This is a genomic window from Kitasatospora sp. NPDC032757, from assembly GCF_055579305.1.
Window position 1 is genome coordinate 1 of the sequence record NZ_JBVINN010000069.1, and the last position, 19,836, is coordinate 19,836.

The window sequence follows — 19,836 nt, forward strand, 5'->3', positions numbered from 1 at the left end:
ACGCGCCGATCTCCACCAGGGACTACTCGACCTCGCCTGCAGCATCATCTGCCTCCGACGCCTTCGAAAGTCATTCTGAAACGATCAGTAAGAAGCTGCAAGACGCTGTTGAGTTCTCCATACCTTGCTTCGACGCCAGGCGTCCGGGCGCCTTCCGGGATGCCGTGTGTGCCGGGGAGTTCAAGGGCGGTGACCCGCTCCCCGAACCGGTCAGGAAGGACGCTCCGGCCGTACGCGCGGACCGTTCCACGGCAAAGACCGAAGCGCAGTCCATGCGCGACTGGGCCAAGGCTCAGGGCGTCACGGTGAGCGCCAAGGGGCCCATCCCCGCTTCGGTCCGCCACGCCTACCGGGTGGCCATGAGGGACGGCCAGACGGCGGCCTGAGACCGACCAAAACCGGGGTGGCCGGGATCGGCCCGGCCACCCGATCCCAACCAGCATCTGGAGACAGGCAGCATGAGCACCATCACTCTGTACGGGCCCATCGGTCGGGCCGTTGAGAAGGTCAGCCCGTACGTTGAGTGCGACCCCGTCGGCATCTACGTAGCGGCTCTGTCGTTCTGGAGTGCAGCGATCGGCCAGACAGTGAAGGTGTCCAGCCGGGGCAACGCCCGTCCGGCGCTGCTCTGGTCCGCGTTGATTGGTGGCACCGGCAAGGGGAAGGGCACCGCGCTCCGCGCTGCTCAGCACATCATGAACCCTGCCCTTGGCCGCTTCCTTGAGACTCACACAACGAGCGGGATCACCTCCGGAGCATCCCTCGTGAACTATCTCGCTGAGCAAGTGGAAGCCACGGAGGAGACAGAGGCCGGCCGGGACGTCCGGGCCCTGGTGGTGGAGGAGGAGTGGTCCGAGGTACTTCGCCGGGTGAAGCGTGATCCGTCGTTCACGGCCAAGCTCCGCAGCGCCTGGGACGGCGCCTCAATCCGGAACACAACCAAGGAAGGTGCTCAAGCCGTCGAAGACCCTGCCTTGGTGATGCACACCCACATCACGCCTTCTGACTGGGCCAAGTACATAGGCACAACCGAAGCGGCCGGAGGGTCCTACAACCGGATCATGCCATTCGCCCTGCGGTCCGTGCCCATGCTGGATGACGACCACGCCACCCTGCCGGACGTGAACGGATGGGAACTGACTCAGGCTTACGGATGGGCCGCTGGCCGAAAGCGAGTGATCAGCCTGGGAGAGGACGCCCGGCCTCTATGGAAGACCATCCGCCGGTACGCGCGAGTTGTCTCGGAGAGTCTGCCGGAGGCGCAGGCCGTCTACGTTGAGCGGACGGCCGAACAAACGATCCGGGTAGCGGCCTGCCTGGCCGCTTCGGACCGGTCTGAGGTGATCGACCACGCCTGTCTGTCCGCCGCGTTCTCCCTGGTGCGCTACAGCGTCCGGTGCGCCGTGGACATCACCGGTGGTGCTGAGACCGCCAAGCCTGCCCGCCGCGTGCCGACACTGGCGGAGAAGGTCCGGGCCCGCATCGAGATGAACGGGGGCAAGGCACGGTCTTCCGAGCTGTTGCCGTTCGTCGGCGCGTCAGCCGATGAGGTCAAGGCACTGCCCGGGGTGAAGGTCACTCTCGACCGCTCCGGCCTGGGACGTCCGGCCACGGTCTACACCCTGGCCGAGGATGAGGCCGGTCACTCTCCGCTCAGCCGGCCGCGAACCCAGCGTGACGAACGCCCGGCCACGGTCGTCCGCATGGACACCTACCGCCCGGCCAAGACCACGCCCACGACTCCGCCGGTTACGGTCCCCGCCCCCGCACCTGGACCCGCGTCCCGCCGTGAGTCGGCCACAACCGGGAACCCGTTCCTCGCGCTCCTCTGAACGCTCGAAGCAAAGCAACCGCCCCGGCCTACTTGGCCGGGGCGGTTCTTTCGTTCGGTCAGACGGTGCCAAACTCCCCAGCGACCACGCTGCGGGTGAAGGCGGCCCACGACTCAGCGGAGAACACCAGAGCGGGACCCTCAGGATCCTTGGAATCCCGGACGGGGACAACACCGGTGAAACCGGGAGCTACCTCCACACAGTCACCGCCGTTGTTGCTGTACGAGGACTTTGACCAGGAAGCGCCGGTCAGATCTACGGGGTCGTACATGGCTGAAGTTCCTTTCGCGCCTTGCGGATTAGTGCCAGGGATGCCGCCGTTGGCAGCGCTTCCACCAAGAGATGATCGTAGTCCCTCCCCCAGGCCGTCACCGTTGCTCGCGACCGTTCGAGATGACCCTTCGCTGTCGATTCGGCGTACCCCACTACGGAGTGGTCCGGAAGATCAAGTAGTACCACCGGCAGTGTGAAGGTCAGGTTCTCGCCTAGGTCGAAGGGCGCCACCTGAATGGTGATGTTCGGGCGCTGCGCCAGCTCCTCAAGGTGACGCAACTGATCCACCATCACGTGCGGGCCTCCAACCGTTCGGTTTAGGCATCCCTCTTCGAGCACCGCGTGAAACACCGGGGGCGCCTTCTGGTTAAGTAACTCTTGGCGGGCGGCTAGGTACTCCGTCCGCTCGTCAGCCTCAGCCTGGGTGATGGCCCCGCGCCTGACGGCCGCCGACGCCAGCGCCTCGGCGTACGCAGGTGTCTGGAACAGGCCCGGGACGATGATCAGGCCGACTGTCCGAAGTCGGCGACACCGCGCCTCAGCGTCAGCGAACTCCGGGAACCCTTCCAGCAGTGCCGCGCGGGTGTACCTCCGCCAGAGCTCGTAGAACTTCTGTCCGGTTTCGAAGACCTCGTCCGCCTTAACAGCAACCTCTCTTGTTGGAGCTCGCTTAGCTCGTTCGAGGTATGAGACGAAGGCACCCGAGTAGCCCATGCGCTTGCCGACTTCAACCTGTGACCATCGCCTCGACCGCCGTGACCTGCGCATCTCCAGCCCGAAGCGCACGTGGGACGACGACTCTGAGTCAATATCCGTATCGATCAAGGCGGTTGGGCTCCTTCACACGACATTGCTGTCAAGGTCAAAACCCTAGCGATGTTACGAGAACGTGCCGATCCTCGGTAGTGGATCGACTACTGAAAGGAGCGGACGTTGGCACGCCGACGTAACCCCACCAGCAAGCCCGTGTACGTCCCCCAAGTCGGCGAGGTGGTCAAGGACCTCGCCCACAAGGGCGTTGAGGGCGTGTACATGGGTGAGCAGTCCGGAATGGCGTACCTGCGCCCGAAGCGTGGCGGCGTCGAGTGGACGACGAGGCCGACGTCCATCCAAGCCGTCTCGGACAAGCCGGAGTTGATCCCGGTTATGGTCCCGTCGAAGCCGCGTGGGCGGGGCATCCAGTCGGCCGGCGAGGCCGCGTGAGACCCGAAGCCTGCCTGCCATGTCCCGGCCGGGACTGCGAGGGGTCCGCCAGGCTGGACGACGACGACAACGAGACCGCGCAGTCCTGGGAGTGTCGAACGTGCGGACGCTTCGGTGTCCTGTGGCCCGCCGAGTACGCCGAGAAGCACCAGGAGTCCCGAGTCCAGTGGCTGGGGCGCCGAAACCTGCGGCGCACCTGAGAGAGGAACCCCGCCAGTGCAGCACTATCCGTTGCCGCCCCGGAGGGCGTGGAAGCTCGGTAGGTGCTTCTGCTGTGACCGGCCCACTCTCGTGGCGGCGGGGGCTTCTTTCGGCCCCGACAGCATGACGCTTCCACTGTGCCGTGTGGGCTTTGAGAGGGCCGAGCGCCTGAGGCACAGGGCCCGCCTGCGGGCGGCTCTCCACCGGTAAGAGCCCAGTTCCTTCGCACAGCCGGCCTGATGGTCGCCAGGAAGGCGCAGAGTGCCCCGAAGAATCAAAGAACCGTCAGTTCCCCTGTTCGAAACCGATGTCGAGTATCTGACGGTTGACCTTGGCGGGTGCCAGTGTCCGCGTCGCGCGGAAGGCGGGTGCGTCGAATCGCTCGAACTTCCCGCCCTGGGCAGGCCGTTTCGAGACCCGTCTGGGCGCCGGGGGATCTTCATCGGTCGCCGACGAGTCGGTGATCCGATCACCGGCGTCGTCCGTTACACCGTCATCTCGCTCCGGGGACCGACCGAGAAGCCCGGTGAGCCCAACGTGTGGGCCATCCGTTGCGCCGGGCCCCCGAGGGTTCAGAACCCCTACCAGACTCCCGCCAGACGCAACGTCTAGCGGGTCCTGCAAGTGCACCACGGCCCCGGTCAGCCTCCCCGCCGAGCTGATCGGGGCAACCTGCGGCTGGGGGCTCTCTCTCGAAGTCCGGCTCATTTGATCTTATGGCAAGATCGCGGAATGCTACGACTGACCGACTTCATCATCGATTGCCCGGACACGATCAAGCTGGCAGCCTTCTACTCCGAGGTGACGGGGCGCCCGGTCAAGGAGGGCGGTAACGAGCACTGGGCCGGTATCCAGTTCGGCGAGATCGAACTGGCCTTCATCCAGGTGGAGGACTACCGCGCCCCGCAGTGGCCCGACAGCGAGCACCCCAAGCAGTTCCACCTCGACTTCGAAGTCGACGACATCGAGGCCGAACAGCGCCGCGTGCTGGCCCTCGGCGCGACCCTGCAGCGGGACTGCGTCGGCCCCGGCGGCTACGGCTTCCGCGTCTACGCCGACCCCATTGGCCACCCCTTCTGCCTCTGCCGCAACAAGGGTGTCATCTGGACCGATCAGGGCCCCGTCTGGCCGAAGCGCGACTAGTAGGCCGTGACCAACGGGTGACCAACAGCGGTCCCGAACAGCCGGAAACGCGCAGGAAGCACAGGTAGGGACGGCCGTCGGACAGAGGGCGTGTCGGGCACGTTTCCGCAGGTCAGAACTAACAAAGGCTGGTGCCCGAGGCGAGAGTTCAAGTCCCCCCTCGGACACAAAACATCTCCCCACGGGGAGATGGAGAGCAGTGATCAGGTGCGGATCGAGGTTGGCCTCGATCCGCACCTTCTGCTTTCCCGGGTGATGTGACCCCCGGATGCGATGGAGCCCGGGCCCGCGACCAGCGCCTCGGTGTTCCGCCTGCTGGGGACCCGCGGGCTCGCGCAGGGCGTGGAGCAGGTGGCGCCGGTCCCGGATGATCGATCGGGACCCCGCAGTGCCGGGATTGTGCGACAGCCCCTCCTCAATCCGGCCCGAGTGCCGAAACCCTCCCGGCCCGGCCCCGGACGGCCACCGGGTCCGGACAACCGCAAGCCGGCGCCCCGCCACGACGGTGGCAGGACCGTCGAACGCGATTCCATGTTCAAGGCCCACCTCGCCGCGCAAGGCCGAACGGGAGGCTGAACCCGGGTCGACGCCGGCGCCGTAGTCATGGATAGGTCACTGACGCGAACGGACGTCATGGCCCACCTGACTGACGCGGTCACCCGCACGCGGGTGGGGCGGAGGCTCAGGACGCCGTCGGCCTTGACAGCGCAACGGAGCCGGCTGTCGCCGATTTCGCTCCCGGCCCGATTCCGCGCAGCAATGGCCGTCAGACTGAGAGAAACGGGACCCTCGATGACGCATGGCGCTGAGAACTCGGCCACTTCGCCCGACCGCCCTCTCGTGGAGGCGGTGGGCGGTATCGGGCGGACGGACGTGGAACTCCATGACGAGGAGCTCGACGCGGTGGTCGCCGGTATGGCGCAAGCCGCGTTCGAGGCACGTGAATCGCGCGGTCAGCACGGTTGGGGAGTACCCATGTGAGACCCTGCGGGCGTTCTCGTGCCCGCGACCCCACCGCCGAGGTCGCGGGCACGAAGGATCACACGTACGGCGGGTAGGTCGGCTGCCCGCCGTCGCCGCCGCCGATGGCGTCCAGATCGCCGTCGCAGATCTCCTCATCGATTTCCGCATGCACCGCCGCGGTGTCGTCGGCGTCGATGACCTGGAAGTCGTTGTCCTTCATGGTGGTGAACTCCTCTGGTGATTTCTTCTCGGATGTGCCGGTGAAGTGGTCAACTGACGGTTATGGGAACCTCGTTGTAGCCGAGGACCTGGGCCTTCGCGCCCGAGGCGCTGGTCGGAATGTACGTCAGGAACGTCTCCAGCCTGCTGATGCTGAATTGGCCGGACGTCGCGCCGGCGGGCTTTCCCAACTGCGCGGCGGCGGTGCTGTTCGCGGACAGCGAGACTGTGCCTCCGGCCTTGACGGGCGTCAGCGTGTCGGTGACGACGTCGGTGGTGAAAGCGAGCACACCACCGTCCGAGGTCCGCAGGGCATAGGTCTTGGGGGGTGTCGGGCTCAGCGCCCTGGAAAGGGTCGTGCCCTGATCGCCCAGATGTTTCTCGCCGAGGGTGTAACCGTTGGAAAGGTTGTCGTCCAGCGGACTGCTGTAGGAGAACTTGTCCTTGCCGACGAGGTTCTTCTGGTAATGGGCGAGAATGTCGGCTGCCAGGGAATCCGGAGCCACCAGGAGACCGTCCGGGCTTGAGACGGCGGAGGCGGCGCCCGCACTGTCGACGGCGATCTTCGGCACCGGCCCGGTGACCGTGAGCGAATACGCGGCCAGGTAGGACGCTCCGGGCCCTTCCTGCACGAAGACCCGGTACGTGGGACCAGGGTAGGGCACCCCTCCCTGTGCCCGGCTGGACACGGCCAGGAACCAGTGGGGGTAGGCCGCGCCCGATGTGGCGTAGATGGTGATGCCCTTGTCGCTGATGGGGGCGACCGGCTGGCTCAGTTCCTTGCTGATCCGCATCCATGCGACGTCCGCCGTGAGCAGCGGCGCGGTTTCGATGCCCGCCAGACCCTCACTGTCGAGGGTGGCGTTCACCCGGTTGTTCGCGTCGTCGTAGCGGCTGACCACGGCGGACGCGTCGTCCTGGGAGATGACCGCCCCCGGCGTGGAGCCGTGTGCGCCGGTGTCGCCGCTGCGGACCGTGCCGCAGCCGGCCGTGAAGCCGAGACCCAGGAGCAAGGTTGCCGCGGCGGCCGGCAGACGGAGCCTTCTCTTCCCGCAGTTCACATCATCACCTTTTCTGATTCATGCATCTGCCTGCGCACCAATTGGTGAAAGAGGCTCGTGGGGTCACGGAGCAGCTCGGACGGATGTCCGCATTCGGCAACCCGGCCTTCGGCGAGAACGACGACCTTGTCGGCGTCGAGGACGGTCGAGAGCCGGTGCGCGATGACGACGCGGGTTGCGTTCAAGCGCTGAGTGCTCTCCGTGACGATCCGCTGGGTCTCGTTGTCCAACGCGCTGGTGGCCTCGTCGAAGAACAGGATCCTCGGGCGGCGGATCAGGGCGTGTGCGATGGCGAGGCGCTGGCGCTGGCCGCCGGAGAAGGTCCCGCTGTCACTCACCAGCGTGTGCATCCCCATGGGCATGGCGCGGATGTCCGCGGCGATGCCCGCCAGTTCGGCAGCGGCCCACGCATCGTCGTGGCTGTAGTTGAGGGCGCCGGTGATGGCCTGGAAGACGGTGCCCGCGAACGGCTTCGTCTGCTGCAGAACGACGCCGCACTGCCGCCGCACCGCGACTCTGTCCAGGGTGGCCAGGTCCTGGCCGTCGTACAGGACGTTGCCGCTGGAGGGGTGCTCGAAGCCCAACAGCAGTCGCAGCAGGGTTGATTTACCGCAGCCGCTGGGGCCGACGATCGCCACGAACTCGCCCGGCCGCATGCTCAGGGACACGTTGTCGAGGACCGGTGGACTGCTTTCGTCATAGCGGAACGTCACCCGGTTGACCTCGATGTCCCCCGACAGTTCACCCGGCACCGTGTGTGCGTCCGAGGCCTCCGGCAACTCGGCGAGCAACGGCTTCATGCGGTTGAACATGGGGATCACCGCGAAGGCCGAGGAAAGGGAGTTGGTCACCTGGATGACCGCCGCGAGGACGATGCCCAAGGCCGCGTTGAAGGACAGGAACCGGGTCATCGACAGCGTCCCGCCGGCCGGCCCGCTGATGACCACGAAGGTGAGCAGCACACAGATCAGCGGGTAGACGCCGTTGAACGTGGCTGCCGCGCTCTGATACCTGCCGATGCGCTTCTGCAGCTCCTTCTGCTGCGCGAACTCGTTCGCCCAGGCCGCGAAGGCACGGTTCTCGGCGGCCGCCACCCGCAGCTTGGGAAGGCCTCGAAGCCTCTGGTACACGCGGTTCGCGAGCTTGTACTCCAACTCCAGCGACCTGGTCTGCCACTTCATCTGCCGCGCCCCCAGCACGACGAAGAACACGACGGCGACCAGCACGTACAACCCTGTCAGCAGGGCCAGCGGCACGCTGAACCAGAACATCACGGCGAAGTTCACCACGGCGACCACGCTGGAGTAGAGCACCACGTAGCTCACGTTCATCAGCACGGTGCGGATGTTCTTCACCCCCAGCGCGGCACTGGCCAGTTCGCCCGTGGAGTACCGACGGAAGAAGGGCGCGGGCAGGCGCAGGAGCCGATCCCAGACAGCGGCCTGCAGGGTGGCTTCGAAGCGACCCCCGACGCGCAGCAGTGCGAGGTTCTCCAACACCGCGAAGACCGCCGATGTGAGGGCGGCGATCAGCGTGAGGACGCACAACTGCACGATGAGGTTGGTCTGGGCGTTGGGGACGAACGTTCCCAGGATCAACCCGGTACTGATGGGCACGGTGGTGCCGACCGCGACCGCCACCAGCGCGAAGGTGATCAGGTTGCGGATGTCCCGCGCGCTGCCCTTCAGGCCGAAGAGGATCAGCCGCCCTGTGCTGATCGGCCGTTCGGGCAGGGGCGGGTAGAACAGCACCCCCGTGTCGTCGAAGTCCGCCGCCGTCTGCTCGCTCACCGGGCTCTTCTCACCGGTGACGGGATCCCAGGCCACGTACCGTCCGCGCCTCCAGACGAACGCCACCGGCTCGGGCGAGTCGCAGCGGCGTCCGACGAAGGGCCCGATGTTCGTGCGCCACCAGCGCTCGTCCAGACTCACCGCGCGTATGCGAAAGCGCGAACGCACGGCGATCGCCTCGATCGGCCCCATCTTGCCCTCGGCCGCGGAGCCGCACGCCGGCAGGATGGGGATGCCCAGTTCGTCGGCCACGATGCGGCAGGCCGCTTCGGTGGGGTCCTCCGTGTGGACGGGTCCGCTGCGCGAGACGTGCTCGGTCGGCTGAAGCACCGCCTGCAGGACGCGGTTGGCCTTGTCGGTCACCGCGGCCTCCATCTCGCGCACGGCTCGGACCCGGGACTCGCCCTGCTCGACTTCGGCGGTGATGACCCGGTCGGCCATCCGCAGCAGGCGCTCGTTCACCACGGCCAAGCGGTCCCACAACCGGCCGTCGGCCAGCAGGTCACTGGTCGAGCAGGTCCTGAACGAGGCCGAGGGCCCGCCGCGGACGGAGCTGCCTTCGTTGACCACGAACGTGTCGCCGGAGGAGAGCCACTCACCGCTGCCGGGCGTTCCCACCCACAGTCGGCCGTCCAGGACCTCGACCCAGATCAGTCCCGCGGATGAGCGCCCGCGCTCCTCGTCCGTCAGTTCACCCCGGCTTCCGACGCTCAGGAGCACGTGTTCCCGGGATGCCGGTTGCTCGGTGACGAAGCCCAGAAGGCCGTTGAGCCCGGCGTCGATACCGCGGGCAACGGCCTCGCGCCGACGGGATGACTCGCCCGCGTCCGCGGAGTGGACGCCACCGTGCAGGAGCCCTGCCAGGTCCGCAGCATCCAATCGCAGGACGCGAGATCCGTGGACGGCTCGCAGGACCGGGACGCTCGAGGGGCACGACGGCGGCGCGGCGATGACGGCGCCCGGGGTGAACCGGCTGACGAAGTGCCACGGGCCGCCCTCAGCGGTCTCCATGGCGAACAGGTCGACGGCTCCGTCGGTGACCAGCCACAGTGAGTCCTCGCCGGCCAACCGCACGTGTCCCGCGCTGAAGTCGATCTCGGCGCCGATCCCGGCGGGCGGTCGCCAAGCCGCCGCGACCGCCGACGGCCGCTCGGGCCTCGAGGATGTCGTGCTCATGCGTCAGTGCTCCCTGATGAGCTGGGCGTAGGCGCCGCCGGCTGCGGACAGGTCGTCGTGTGTCCCCCGCTCGACCACGTCACCCCGGCTCAGCACGACGATTTCGTCACTGTCGCGGATGGTGCTCAAGCGGTGTGCCACGACGACCGTGGCGCAGCCGTGGCGGCGGATGTTGTTCATGATCAGGAGTTCCGTCTCGGCGTCCAGGGCGCTGGTCGCCTCGTCCAGGACGAGAAGGCGCGGCTTGCGGACAAGCGCTCTGGCGATCTCCAAGCGCTGGCGCTGTCCGCCCGAGAAGTTACGGCCGTCCTCCTCCACCCGGGCGTAGATACCACCCGGGCGCGAGGACACCACGTCGTACACCGCGGCGTCCCGGAGCGCGGCGATGACCTGGTCGTCGGAGATGGAGGTGTCCCACAGCGTGATGTTGTCCCGCACGGTCCCCTCGAACAGGAAGACGTCCTGGTCGACGAAGCCCACCGAGGCGCTGAGCACCTCCGGCGCAATACCGTCGCGCGGGAGACCGTCGATGTGCACCGAGCCCTCCCAGGGCCGGTACAGACCCGAGATCAGGCGCACCGCGGTGGACTTGCCGCTCCCCGAGCCTCCGACCAGCGCGATCTGCCTGCCGGGGCCCACCGAGAAGGAGAATTCGCTGACCAGCGGAGCATCCAGCGGGTTGTAGCCGAAGGTGACCGCGTCGAACGTCAGGTTGCCGGCAAGTCGCCCTGCCGGGGCTTCGGAAGCAGCCGGGCGCTGTTCCGGCTGATAGTTCTCCACGTCGCGCAGGCGGGTCACCTGAACAGCGAAGTCCTGCACACGCTGCGCCACTGCGATCAGCTGTGCGATGGGGCTGACGAAGGCCGAGACCAGGGCCTGGAAGGCGACGAGCAGACCGACGGTCAGATTTCCCTGCACGGCCTGGAGGCCACCGATCAGCAGCAGCAGCGAGGTGGTGACGGACGCCAGTGTGGGAGCGACCACGGCCATGACGGCACTCGGCACGCCGATCTTCTGCTGTCCGGTGACGACGACGGACTGTTCCTTGGCCCAGCGTCGGAAGAAGGCGTTCTCGCCGCCCGTGGCCTTCATCGTCTCGATGAGCTGCAAGCCGCTGTACGAGGTGATCAGCAGCTGCGCCTCGTCGGTGGCCAGCCGGCTGACTCCGCCGGCCCTGATGCGGGCCACCGTGCGCAGGGCCACGATGTTGAGCAGCGACAGCGTCACGCTCAGCATCATCAGCCAAGGGTCGTAGGCCCACAGCAGACCTGCGTACAGCACGATGACCAGGGCGTTGACCAGCGTACTCGACAGGTCGTTGGACAGCGTCACGGCAACCTGGTCGTTGGACTGCATGCGACTGCTGATGTCCGCCGGACTTCGCTGGACGAAGAAGTTGATGGGCAGTCTGAGAACGTGGCGCAGGAAGCGGGTGCTGTTGATCGTCGCGTTCGAGATGCGCAGGCGGAGCAGGAAGGACTGGCGCAGGAAGGTGAGCACCCCCGTCACCGCGATGGTCGCGACCATCAGTCCGAAGAACGGCATGAGGAACGAGCTGTCGCCGCCCAGCAGGATGTCGTTGATGAACGCCCGGGTGAGGGCCGGATACGCCACGCCGACGACCGCGAGCAGCACGCTGACGTAGGTGCTCAGCGCGAGCAGGCCCCCGCTCCCGCGCAGCCGGGTCGGCATGCTCGCGAGGACGCCGGGGCGCCGGCCGCCGGTGCGGAACCCTTCGCCCGGCGACATGGTGAGTACCACGCCGGTGAAACTCTCGTTGAAGTCCGCGAGATTGACGACCCGCGGCCCGCTACCGGGGTCGTTGAGGTAGACGACGTCCTTGCCCAGGCGCCGTCCGAACCCGTTGAGGACCACGAAGTGGTTGAACTCCCAGAACAGGATCGCCGGGGGCTCCAACTTCGAGAGAGCCTCGGTGTCCATCCGGCGTCCGACCGCCACCATGCCGTAGCGCCGCGCCGCCTTGAGAACGTTCGAGGCCTTCGAGCCGTCGCGCGAGACCCCGCAGGCTACCCGCAGCTCCTCCAGTGGCACGTAGCGCTTGTAGTGGGCGAGGACCATGGCGAGACTGGCAGCCCCGCATTCCAGTGCTTCCATCTGGAAGATCACCGGTGGCTTGACGCGGCGTGCCGGACGGCGCCTCAGCCGCGCCCGCACCTTCGACATACCGTCGGTGGTTGTGAGTACGGACATCTATGACAACACCCAGCTAATCGGTCTGACCGATGGCAAGTGCACGGAAGCGCTCACCAGCGTGCGGGAATCAATCAGGTACGGCGGGCCGGTACGGGTGGACCACCGGAACCCGCTTGTGGTCTCCGGTGTGGTCAGTAGCTGCACGACCACCTGCATCGGCTGCCCCTGGCCGGAGAACTGCCTGGCCAGTTGAGCGTCGCCGAGGAAGCTCGATATCTGCCCCTCGGTCTGGGAGAACTGGCTGAGGGACTGGACGACACCGCGCAGCACCCCGTACTCCTGGGCCGGCGCGGACCGCAGGTCGAGGTCCACGCTGCTGCCCTGCGAGATGAGCCCGGCACTGCTCGTCGGTACGTACAGCACCGCGACCAACGGATCGCTCGGACCGCTGGTGCGCTCGACCACTGCGAGACTCGTGCCCGCGGTGACCACCTGGCCGACCTGCGCCAGGATCGCCGTGGTGCGTCCGCCGCTGAAGGCACGGACCGTCTGCAGAGTCGAGTCGACCTGGATGGTGAACAGCGGAGTCTGCGCGGGGAAGGCCGTGCCCTGCTGGGCGAAGACCCCGGTGATCTGCCCGGAGACCGGGCTGTCCAGGGTGTAGCTGCCTTCACCATAGGTGAGGATGCCGGGGACGGTGACCTGACGCGGGATGGAGCCGGTGAACGCCCACAGCGTGCCGGCGGCGACGAGCACAGTGACCATGAGCAGCGCGACCAGGCTGCGTGGCTTGGCCAGTGTGGCCGCTGTCCCGAGGTCGGAGGTGGACTGGAGCTTGGCGAGAGCCTGCTCACGGAACTGCACAGTTGGCCTTCCTTCCTGTGTGAAATAGACGCTGCCCGCCTGTCAGACGGCCTGAAGGGTGCCGGCTGTCGAATACGCCTCGCCCAGCGCCTTCTCCGTGAGGCGAAGCGCCCGGACCACGTCACCGACCGTGGTGCCCAGGTCGCTGCGCACGGGGAGGTCCGGGCGGATCAGCCGCAGCTGGGCCCCCACATCGTCGCGACGCGCGTAGCCGGGCTCGGTGCCCACGGCGATCGGCTTGTACGTCGCGGCGGCGACACCGAGTTCGTAGAGCGCGATCGGCTGCTCGGGTGCCTTCTCGTTGCCCCGGGGAAACCAGAAGAGGACCACGTCGGACGCTTGCAGCGCATGGTGCTCCCAGCGCACCAACGCGTGGCTGAACGCGCACGCGGAGACGACCCGGCTGGGGCTGAACACGGTGAGGGGGCGATCGGTCCCCGCCCGGCTCCACTGGTCGGCGAGTGCCTCGATCGCCGGCTGCCGCCAGTCCGGACAGTTGCGCATACCGCCGGCCAGGAACACCGTCAGCGCGTCCGGTGCCGACGGGACTTCCTCCAGGGATCCGACGACCTGGAGAGGCGATCCGTTCACAGCACAATCTCCTCTACGAGACGTCAGGGCTCTGTGTGGCGGGGCCGGCGTACGCTCGGCCTCGGACTCCGGACCTCAGGTAACCGGCGCCCTCCATGGCGCCGGGCGCGACCTCGAGCCGTTGGACGACGGGGTTGCGTCTGCCCTGGCCGCTGAGGACGAACGTGCCCGCGGTGGAGAGCTGAACGCGAAATCCCCGGCCGTCGCGGAGGTACGAGGCGAGGTCACGGTTGATGTCCCCGACGCACCTGTGGGCTTCTTCGGTCGTCTGCGAGCGGCGATCCGCTCGGTGTGTCGTTGACGATATTTCCGGGCGGCGGAGGCCGGCAACCTCTCCGGGGAATTGCCACCAAGGTGCGCAGGGCACCGCTCCACGTTGACAGCGATCTGTGTCATCGACGTCGATTCACGGGCGCCGGTACGGTGATCGTCCGTCAGGTGACGGCCGGAAGCCAGGCCCGTGTCGGAGCTCGGTGCCGGGGGGGGTGAACCCACCGGACCTCACCACGGCGCCAGGTCCGGACCACCCCTGTCCGACGGCCACAAGGAATCGGCCCGGGAGCACGGATTCATGGATGCATCCCCTCGGGATTGCATCGATCGATGCAATGCGGGTCTTCCGGCACACCGCGGATCGCGACACCGTGGCTGGCCTGCGTGAGAGCCCCGGTCCCACCCGCCGATCGACCCGACACCTGCTCAGCCTGTACGACGGTTGCCGGGTGCCGGCACGCCGAGGTGGTCGCGCAGGGTCTCGCCGGTGTAGGCGGTGCGGTAACTGCCGCGTTCCTGCAGCTCGGGGACCACTCGGTCGACGAAGTCGTCCAGGCCCCCGGGGGCGTACCCGGGCACCAGGATGAATCCGTCCGCGCCGCCCGAACGGACGTAGTCGGTCATCTGTTGTGCCACGCGGGCCGGGGTGCCGATGAAGGGCTTTCCACTGGTCAGTTTCATCACCAGCTCCCGGATGCCGAGGCCGTGTTCGGCAGCGTGGGCCCGCCACTTCCGTGCCCGCGTCGACCTGACCTCGGCCGTCGCGATACCGGACCACTGCGACGGGTCCGGTGTGCGCTCCGGGTCGATGTCGGGAAGTGGCCCGTCGGGATCGTAGGAGGACAGCGCGCGCCCCCAGGTGCGTTCCAGATACCAGATCGCCAACTGCGGGCTGACGGCCAGCTCCTGGGCCGCACGTGCGTTGTCCCGGGCTTCCTCGTCGGTGTCGCCGAGCGCGAACGAGACCCCGGGCATGACCTTCACGTCACGGGAGTCACGGCCCTGCCGGGCGGTACGACTGCGGATGTCGGCGGCGAAGGTGTGACCTGCTCTGCCGAGGTGCCGGCTGTAGACCACGTCCGCGTGCGAGGCGGCGAACTCCCGGCCCTGCTCGGAGTCGCCGGCCTGAAGGGTGGGTGGGCACCCCTGAGGTCCGGCCGGGACGGTGAAGTGCCCGCTGATGCGGAACTGCGGACCGTCGTGACGGAACGGGGTGGGACCGTCCGTTTCCCAGCTGCGCCACATGGTCCGGGCCGCGCGGACGAACTCGGCCGCCCGCTGGTAGCGGTCGGCATGCGGGAGGTAGCCGCCGCGGCGGAAGTTCGCGCCGGTCCAGGCGTTGGACGTGGTGACGACGTTCCACCCGCACCGGCCGTTGGAGAAGTGGTCCAGCGACGCCAGTCTCCGTGCGACGTCGAAGGGTTCGTTGAAGGTCGCGTTGACGGTCGGGACCAGCCCGATTCGCTCGGTGACGGCACTCAGGGCTGACAGCACGGTGATCTGATCGAGTTCTCCGGCGGTGCCCACTTCGGAGATGGCGCCGCGGTGTTCGGTCAGCCGAGGGTAGTCGGCAAGGAGAAGGAAGTCGAACAGACCGCGCTCGGCCGTGTGGGCCAGGCCGGCGAAGGTGGCGAAGTCGCTGTGGTCACCGGCCCGCGGGTCACGCCAACCGGCCGATTGGTTGGACGGAAACAGAGCCGCCAGGTGCATCGCCTTGCCGGTACTGCTCATCGTGACGGCGTTGCCTTTCGGAGCGGGAACACACTGGACGCCCGGGCGGGCAGGCCGAGTCGCTCGCGCAGCGACCCCCCTGGTGTGCCGGACCGGGCCGGGTGACGCCGGCGCAGGAGTGGGACGACCTCATGGACGAAGTGCTCGACGGCGCCGGGGAGCGCGGCGGGTCGCACGTGGAAGCCGTCGACGACCCCGCTCGCGTACACGGCATCGAGTCGGGCGGCGAGTCCGGCGGCGTTTCCGGTGAGCCGGAGCGGCTGCGCCGCGCCCTGCTGCCCAGGTGGCCGGCCCGGGCCGTGGTCGTCGAGGACGATCTCGACCTCACCAAGGATCCGGACACCGGTTCCCACGCGTGCCCGTACCTGCTGCGCCTTGCGGACCTCGGCGAACACCAGATCGGCGCCGTGGGCGGAGACCGACGAGGAGTCAGGGTCGAGACCGGAGACGAGCACGGGGTGGCCCTGCGGTGGCCGCGGCACAACTGCCGGGCCCTTGATGCGGAAATGCTGCCCCACATGGTCGATGTGACGGATTCGGGCGCGGTCCAGGAAACGACCGCTCGCGGTGTCGCGGATGACCGCATCGTCCTGCCAGCTGTCCCACAGTGCGGTGACGACTTCCGTGAACTCCGCTGCCTCCGAGCGGAGTCGACTGATCTCCGGCAGGGGCTCGGGGCCGAAGTGCGCGGCTTCGGCCGCCGAGGCCGCCACCCGCGGGCGCCATCCCGCTCGGCCGTGGCTGATGTGATCGAGAGTGGCCAGCGCCCGGGCAACGTGGAAGGGCTCGGCGTAGGTGGTCGTCACTGTCGCCATCAACCCGATCGTGTGGGTCGCCGGTGCGACGGCGGCCAGCGCGGTGACCGCGTCCGGCTGCCCGTCCGGCACCGCGGTCAGGGCCGGGGAGCCGTCGAGCGTGACGAAGTCCAGCCCTCCCCGCTCGGCCGTGAGGGCGAGTCGCCGGTAGCGTCCGGCGTCCGTCAGGTCGGGACGCGCCGGCCGCCGCGCGTCCGGATGCCACCCGACACCGCCGATGGCCACACCGAGCAACATCCGGGCTCCTTTCCGATGCTGTGCACAGGGGACCGGGCAGCCCCCCGTCGGGGTCGCCCTCAGGCCCGCAGCCTAGGCCGGGAGGCCGCCGGCGATACGCCCCGGCAGCCGAACGGCACGGCCCCCGGCCACTGCGGCCAGGACGCTTGCACGGATGGGTGTCACGGAGGTGCCGCGGCCGGTGCCCAGACCCCGGCCAGCACGTTCGCCACCTGCTCCGGGTGTCCGGACCACCAGGAGAGCAGCAGGCTGTCCATGACGAACAGGTGGTCCCGGGTGCGGTCGTGGCGCCGGTAGTGCCGCTCGAGGTGGCGCACGTCGCAGACACGCTCCCACCAGAGGAACTCGGCCGCGTCGGCCAACTGCCGGTCGGACAGCGGTGACAGTGCGCGGTATCCGGCGACGAAGGCAGCAGCCTGGGTGGCGGCGAGCTCCCTGCGGTCACGGGAGGAGAAGAGCAGCATCACCGAGCGCACCACCTCCTGGGCGTAGGCCCGGGTCGTGAGTGCGTCGAAGTCCAGGACGGCGGCGATCCGGCCGCCGTGCCACAGCACGTTGGCCACGTGGAAGTCGCCGTGCGTCCAACCCGATGCACCCGGCTCCGGTACGGCCGGAGACCGAGGTGGGCGGGCCGCCTCGAGCAGGGCACGGCGGCACGGCAGATGCGCGCGGACGAACCGGTCGAAGGCATCGCGATCGGGCTTGCGGGCGGCCGCTGCCAGGAACGCCTCGATGGCGCGCAAGGCCGTGTCCCGGTCAGCTGCCGCAGGCGTCTCGGGGGTGCTCGAAGGCAGCACCTGCGCCAGCTCGTGATGGATGCGAGCCAGTTGCCCGCCGAGTACGCGCGCCTGCCCGAGGCTCATCTGCCATCCGGGAAGGTGGCGGCCCTCCACCCAGCGGTACACCGCGAACAGGCCGCCCTCCGCCTCGATCAGGGTGCGTCCGTCCGGTGTTGCCAAGGGTGGGGCGACCGGCAGGCCGCGCTCGTGCAAGGCACGAACCGCCTGGTGCTGGCGTCGAACCTGTTCCGGTTCCGCACCCAGGGACTGCTTGACGAACAGGTGCCGTTGCCGACCGGTCTCGATCCGCCAGCAACGGTTCGTCAGTCCCACGGTGACGGGATGGACCGCGACGACTCCGCTCAGGCCGAGCCGGCGCAGCACCGCGTCCGGCAGCGGCACGGGGGCCGCCGCCTGGATCCGGGACGACTCTGCGTGCCGCACCGTGCCCGTCATGCCGCGGTGCCGGCCGGTGCCGGCCGGCTGCGGGCCGCACGGTCGTGCATCGCCTGCTCCAGTGCTCGTCGGGTCAGGCCGGAAACGGCCCCGGGGCGGCCATTCTCCGGGGCGCGCGGACCGGGCGTCCAGGACGGCGGTTCGGTCCGAAAACAACGGCGGCACGAATCGGTGGAACGGTTCGGCCTAACTGTGCACGTGCCCGAGGAAATGTCGGAGAATTCTTGTGCCCATTGTTCCGCGAGCCTTAGGTTCGAATCGTCTCGCCGAGAGACGGAATGTTCCGCACGAGGCTGCCGGGAATTCCCCGATCCTTTCCGCCGGAACACCTGGCACCCCCTTGGAGGAATCATGAGCGACACCCAGAACGTCACCCCGGAGACCGCGTCGGACGAGTTCAGCACCGAGGTCGACGACGAGGACCTGGAGGCCATCTCGGGCGGCGAGCTGGTCATCTGAGGTTCGCTCCCCGGTCGGGTGTCGGCGTCTGTCGCCGGCGCCCGACCGGTCGTCCATCCGGAGGGCTCCTGTCGAACCGGTCCACCACGATCTGCTCTCCACCGTACGAACCGCGGCCGACGCGCCGGGCACGGGGACGCACCGGCGGCGGAACACCTCCTGGCACCCGTCAGCCTCGGGCCCACTACAGAAGGCCACTCCCCGATGGAAACTCTCCGGTCCCTGGTGGGCGACCCTGCGCCGTTCCTGGCGACGGTGTGGCGTCGCCACGCCCGTCTGCTGCGCCCGCCGACACCACTCGCCCCGCCGGTCACCTTGGCAGACGTCGACGCCGCACTGACCTCGGGCCTGCTGCGCCGTCCCTACCTCGAACTCGTCTCCCGCGGACAGGCACTGGACCACGGCGACTACACCACCGCCCGCAGCGTCAGGGGTCACGACTTCGGCGGCTACGCCGACTCCGCCAAGGTTCTGCGACAGCTCGATGCCGGCGCCACCTTGCTGATGCGCAACATCGAGCACTGGCACTCCGGAGCAGCCGCACTCACCGACCGCCTCGGCGCCGAACTGGACCGACGCGTCGAGGCCTTCCTCTTCGTCACCCCGCCCGGTCAGCAGGGGTTGAGCGCCCACCGGGACGATGCGGACGTCTTCGTGCTGCAACTGAACGGCAGCAAACGCTGGCAGGTTCACGCGGTCCCCGACGACGGGCACTGGCAGGCCAGCCAAGAGCCGAACCCGGGCCCCGTACGACTGGAGACCACGGCGCACGCCGGCGAGGTGCTCTACATCCCCCGCGGCGCCCCGCACTCGGCCGTCGGTCACTCCACCGGCCTGTCCTTCCACCTGTCGCTGACCGTCCGGCAGCCCGGCACCGCCGACCTGCGCACCGTCCTCGCGCGCCGCCTCGACGACGGGCTCGAACTGCCTCTCCTCCCGGTGGACCGGGCGGAGCTGCACCGGACCGCGGCCGAGCTGCTCCACCACTACCGGGAGCGGCTGGCCGGACTCACCCCGGAAGACCTGTGCGCCGCCGTGGAAACCCTCCCGCAACCGAGGACCGGTAGCGCATCACCCGGGCCTGCCCGCGCACTGACGAGCCTGGCAGAAGCTCTCCAGAACTGACACCCCGACGAGAATCCGTCCGGCACGGCCACCGGCGACAGGACGTTCCGGACCGTGGCGCCGAAGAATGCCACGGTCCGGTCGTCCGGCGCATCAGCGGGAGATTCCCGGAACTTCCGGAACGCCCGCGCCGGCCACCAGCGCATCCAGTTCCTCCTCCGCGAGATCCCGTGTCTCGAGCCGTCCCGGATGGGGCACGAACAGCGTGAGCCGGCCACTGATGGCTGCCTCCTCCCACGACCGGATCTGGGCATCCATCACCTCCGATGCCGCTGGCCGGTCACGGACGACGACCACGGCCGTTCCCGCCGGCACCCGGATGCCGTGCTCGGCGAGCAGGACGCGCGGGTCCCGGGCCAGGAGCCGTTCCTGGCCCGGATCGGACCACACGGCGGCCACCACCGCGCTGTAGCCGGAGGCGAAAACGGTGCGTTCGGTGGAGTGCATGGCTCGGTCCTCTGCTCTCTGGTGCGGATCGGTATGCGTGCTCT

18 protein-coding genes are annotated in these 19,836 nt (G+C 68.4%); 6 read left to right on the forward strand and 12 right to left on the reverse strand.

Features of this window, described 5'->3' with window-relative positions:
• A partial coding sequence (locus ACZ5WK_RS38800; RefSeq protein WP_465555054.1) for an Lsr2 family DNA-binding protein occupies positions 1–386 on the forward strand: 386 nt, incomplete at its 5' end.
• 72 nt (positions 387–458) lie between these two features.
• Positions 459–1,832: a DUF3987 domain-containing protein gene (locus tag ACZ5WK_RS38805; RefSeq protein WP_465555056.1), complete on the forward strand. Its 1,374-nt coding sequence runs from the start codon at positions 459–461 to the stop codon at positions 1,830–1,832.
• Positions 1,833–1,890: 58 nt separating this feature from the next.
• On the opposite strand, the gene ACZ5WK_RS38810 is transcribed toward ACZ5WK_RS38805, so the two are convergent.
• Positions 1,891–2,103, reverse strand: a complete 213-nt coding sequence (locus tag ACZ5WK_RS38810) for a DUF397 domain-containing protein (RefSeq protein WP_465555058.1) — start codon at positions 2,101–2,103, stop codon at positions 1,891–1,893.
• On the reverse strand, positions 2,088–2,930 hold the full coding sequence (locus tag ACZ5WK_RS38815) for a helix-turn-helix domain-containing protein (protein WP_465555060.1): 843 nt from the start codon (positions 2,928–2,930) through the stop codon (positions 2,088–2,090). The genes ACZ5WK_RS38810 and ACZ5WK_RS38815 overlap by 16 nt, the downstream gene beginning before the upstream one ends.
• Before the next feature lie 108 nt (positions 2,931–3,038).
• Here ACZ5WK_RS38815 and ACZ5WK_RS38820 point away from each other — a divergent pair, with 108 nt between their 5' ends.
• The 3 genes from ACZ5WK_RS38820 to ACZ5WK_RS38830 all read left to right on the forward strand — a co-directional run bounded on the left by ACZ5WK_RS38820 (position 3,039) and on the right by ACZ5WK_RS38830 (position 4,652).
• Positions 3,039–3,308 (forward strand): hypothetical protein, encoded by a 270-nt coding sequence (locus ACZ5WK_RS38820; RefSeq protein ID WP_465555062.1) that lies wholly within the window; start codon positions 3,039–3,041, stop codon positions 3,306–3,308.
• A complete protein-coding gene (locus ACZ5WK_RS38825; protein ID WP_465555064.1) occupies positions 3,305–3,508 on the forward strand; it encodes a hypothetical protein in 204 nt (67 codons plus the stop codon). Before ACZ5WK_RS38820 ends, ACZ5WK_RS38825 begins: the two co-directional genes overlap by 4 nt.
• A 733-nt stretch (positions 3,509–4,241) precedes the next feature.
• Positions 4,242–4,652, forward strand: a complete 411-nt coding sequence (locus tag ACZ5WK_RS38830; protein WP_465555066.1) for a VOC family protein — start codon at positions 4,242–4,244, stop codon at positions 4,650–4,652.
• A 1,039-nt stretch (positions 4,653–5,691) separates the two neighbouring features.
• On the opposite strand, the gene ACZ5WK_RS38835 is transcribed toward ACZ5WK_RS38830, so the two are convergent.
• The 9 genes from ACZ5WK_RS38835 to ACZ5WK_RS38875 all read right to left on the reverse strand — a co-directional run bounded on the left by ACZ5WK_RS38835 (position 5,692) and on the right by ACZ5WK_RS38875 (position 17,707).
• Positions 5,692–5,835, reverse strand: coding sequence for a hypothetical protein (locus tag ACZ5WK_RS38835; protein ID WP_465555068.1), 144 nt, complete (start codon positions 5,833–5,835; stop codon positions 5,692–5,694).
• A 49-nt stretch (positions 5,836–5,884) separates the two neighbouring features.
• Complete coding sequence (locus ACZ5WK_RS38840) at positions 5,885–6,895, reverse strand: DUF8094 domain-containing protein (RefSeq protein ID WP_465555070.1); 1,011 nt, start codon at positions 6,893–6,895, stop codon at positions 5,885–5,887.
• The gene (locus ACZ5WK_RS38845) at positions 6,892–9,861 is read right to left on the reverse strand and encodes an NHLP bacteriocin export ABC transporter permease/ATPase subunit (RefSeq protein ID WP_465555072.1); all 2,970 of its coding nucleotides are present in this window, start codon (positions 9,859–9,861) and stop codon (positions 6,892–6,894) included. Before ACZ5WK_RS38845 ends, ACZ5WK_RS38840 begins: the two co-directional genes overlap by 4 nt.
• A 3-nt stretch (positions 9,862–9,864) precedes the next feature.
• Positions 9,865–12,072, reverse strand: coding sequence for an NHLP family bacteriocin export ABC transporter peptidase/permease/ATPase subunit (locus tag ACZ5WK_RS38850; RefSeq protein WP_465555074.1), 2,208 nt, complete (start codon positions 12,070–12,072; stop codon positions 9,865–9,867).
• Positions 12,073–12,879 carry a hypothetical protein gene (locus ACZ5WK_RS38855; protein ID WP_465555076.1) on the reverse strand — a complete coding sequence of 269 codons (807 nt, stop codon included), beginning with the start codon at positions 12,877–12,879 and terminating at the stop codon, positions 12,073–12,075.
• A 42-nt stretch (positions 12,880–12,921) separates the two neighbouring features.
• Positions 12,922–13,470 (reverse strand): nucleoside 2-deoxyribosyltransferase domain-containing protein, encoded by a 549-nt coding sequence (locus ACZ5WK_RS38860; RefSeq protein ID WP_465555078.1) that lies wholly within the window; start codon positions 13,468–13,470, stop codon positions 12,922–12,924.
• Between the two features lie 699 nt (positions 13,471–14,169).
• The gene (locus tag ACZ5WK_RS38865) at positions 14,170–15,474 is read right to left on the reverse strand and encodes an NtaA/DmoA family FMN-dependent monooxygenase (RefSeq protein WP_465555080.1); all 1,305 of its coding nucleotides are present in this window, start codon (positions 15,472–15,474) and stop codon (positions 14,170–14,172) included.
• Positions 15,471–16,526 carry an LLM class flavin-dependent oxidoreductase gene (locus ACZ5WK_RS38870; protein ID WP_465555082.1) on the reverse strand — a complete coding sequence of 352 codons (1,056 nt, stop codon included), beginning with the start codon at positions 16,524–16,526 and terminating at the stop codon, positions 15,471–15,473. Before ACZ5WK_RS38870 ends, ACZ5WK_RS38865 begins: the two co-directional genes overlap by 4 nt.
• 161 nt (positions 16,527–16,687) lie before the next feature.
• Positions 16,688–17,707, reverse strand: coding sequence for a phosphotransferase enzyme family protein (locus ACZ5WK_RS38875; RefSeq protein WP_465555084.1), 1,020 nt, complete (start codon positions 17,705–17,707; stop codon positions 16,688–16,690).
• Between the two features lie 717 nt (positions 17,708–18,424).
• On the opposite strand from ACZ5WK_RS38875, the gene ACZ5WK_RS38880 reads away from it, so the two are divergent.
• Positions 18,425–19,345: a JmjC domain-containing protein gene (locus tag ACZ5WK_RS38880; protein ID WP_465555086.1), complete on the forward strand. Its 921-nt coding sequence runs from the start codon at positions 18,425–18,427 to the stop codon at positions 19,343–19,345.
• Between the two features lie 93 nt (positions 19,346–19,438).
• Here the strand turns inward: ACZ5WK_RS38880 and ACZ5WK_RS38885 are convergent, their stop codons facing one another.
• Entirely contained in the window at positions 19,439–19,792 is a 354-nt protein-coding gene (locus ACZ5WK_RS38885; protein ID WP_465555088.1) for a hypothetical protein, read from the reverse strand.
• Between the last annotated feature and the right edge of the window lie 44 nt (positions 19,793–19,836).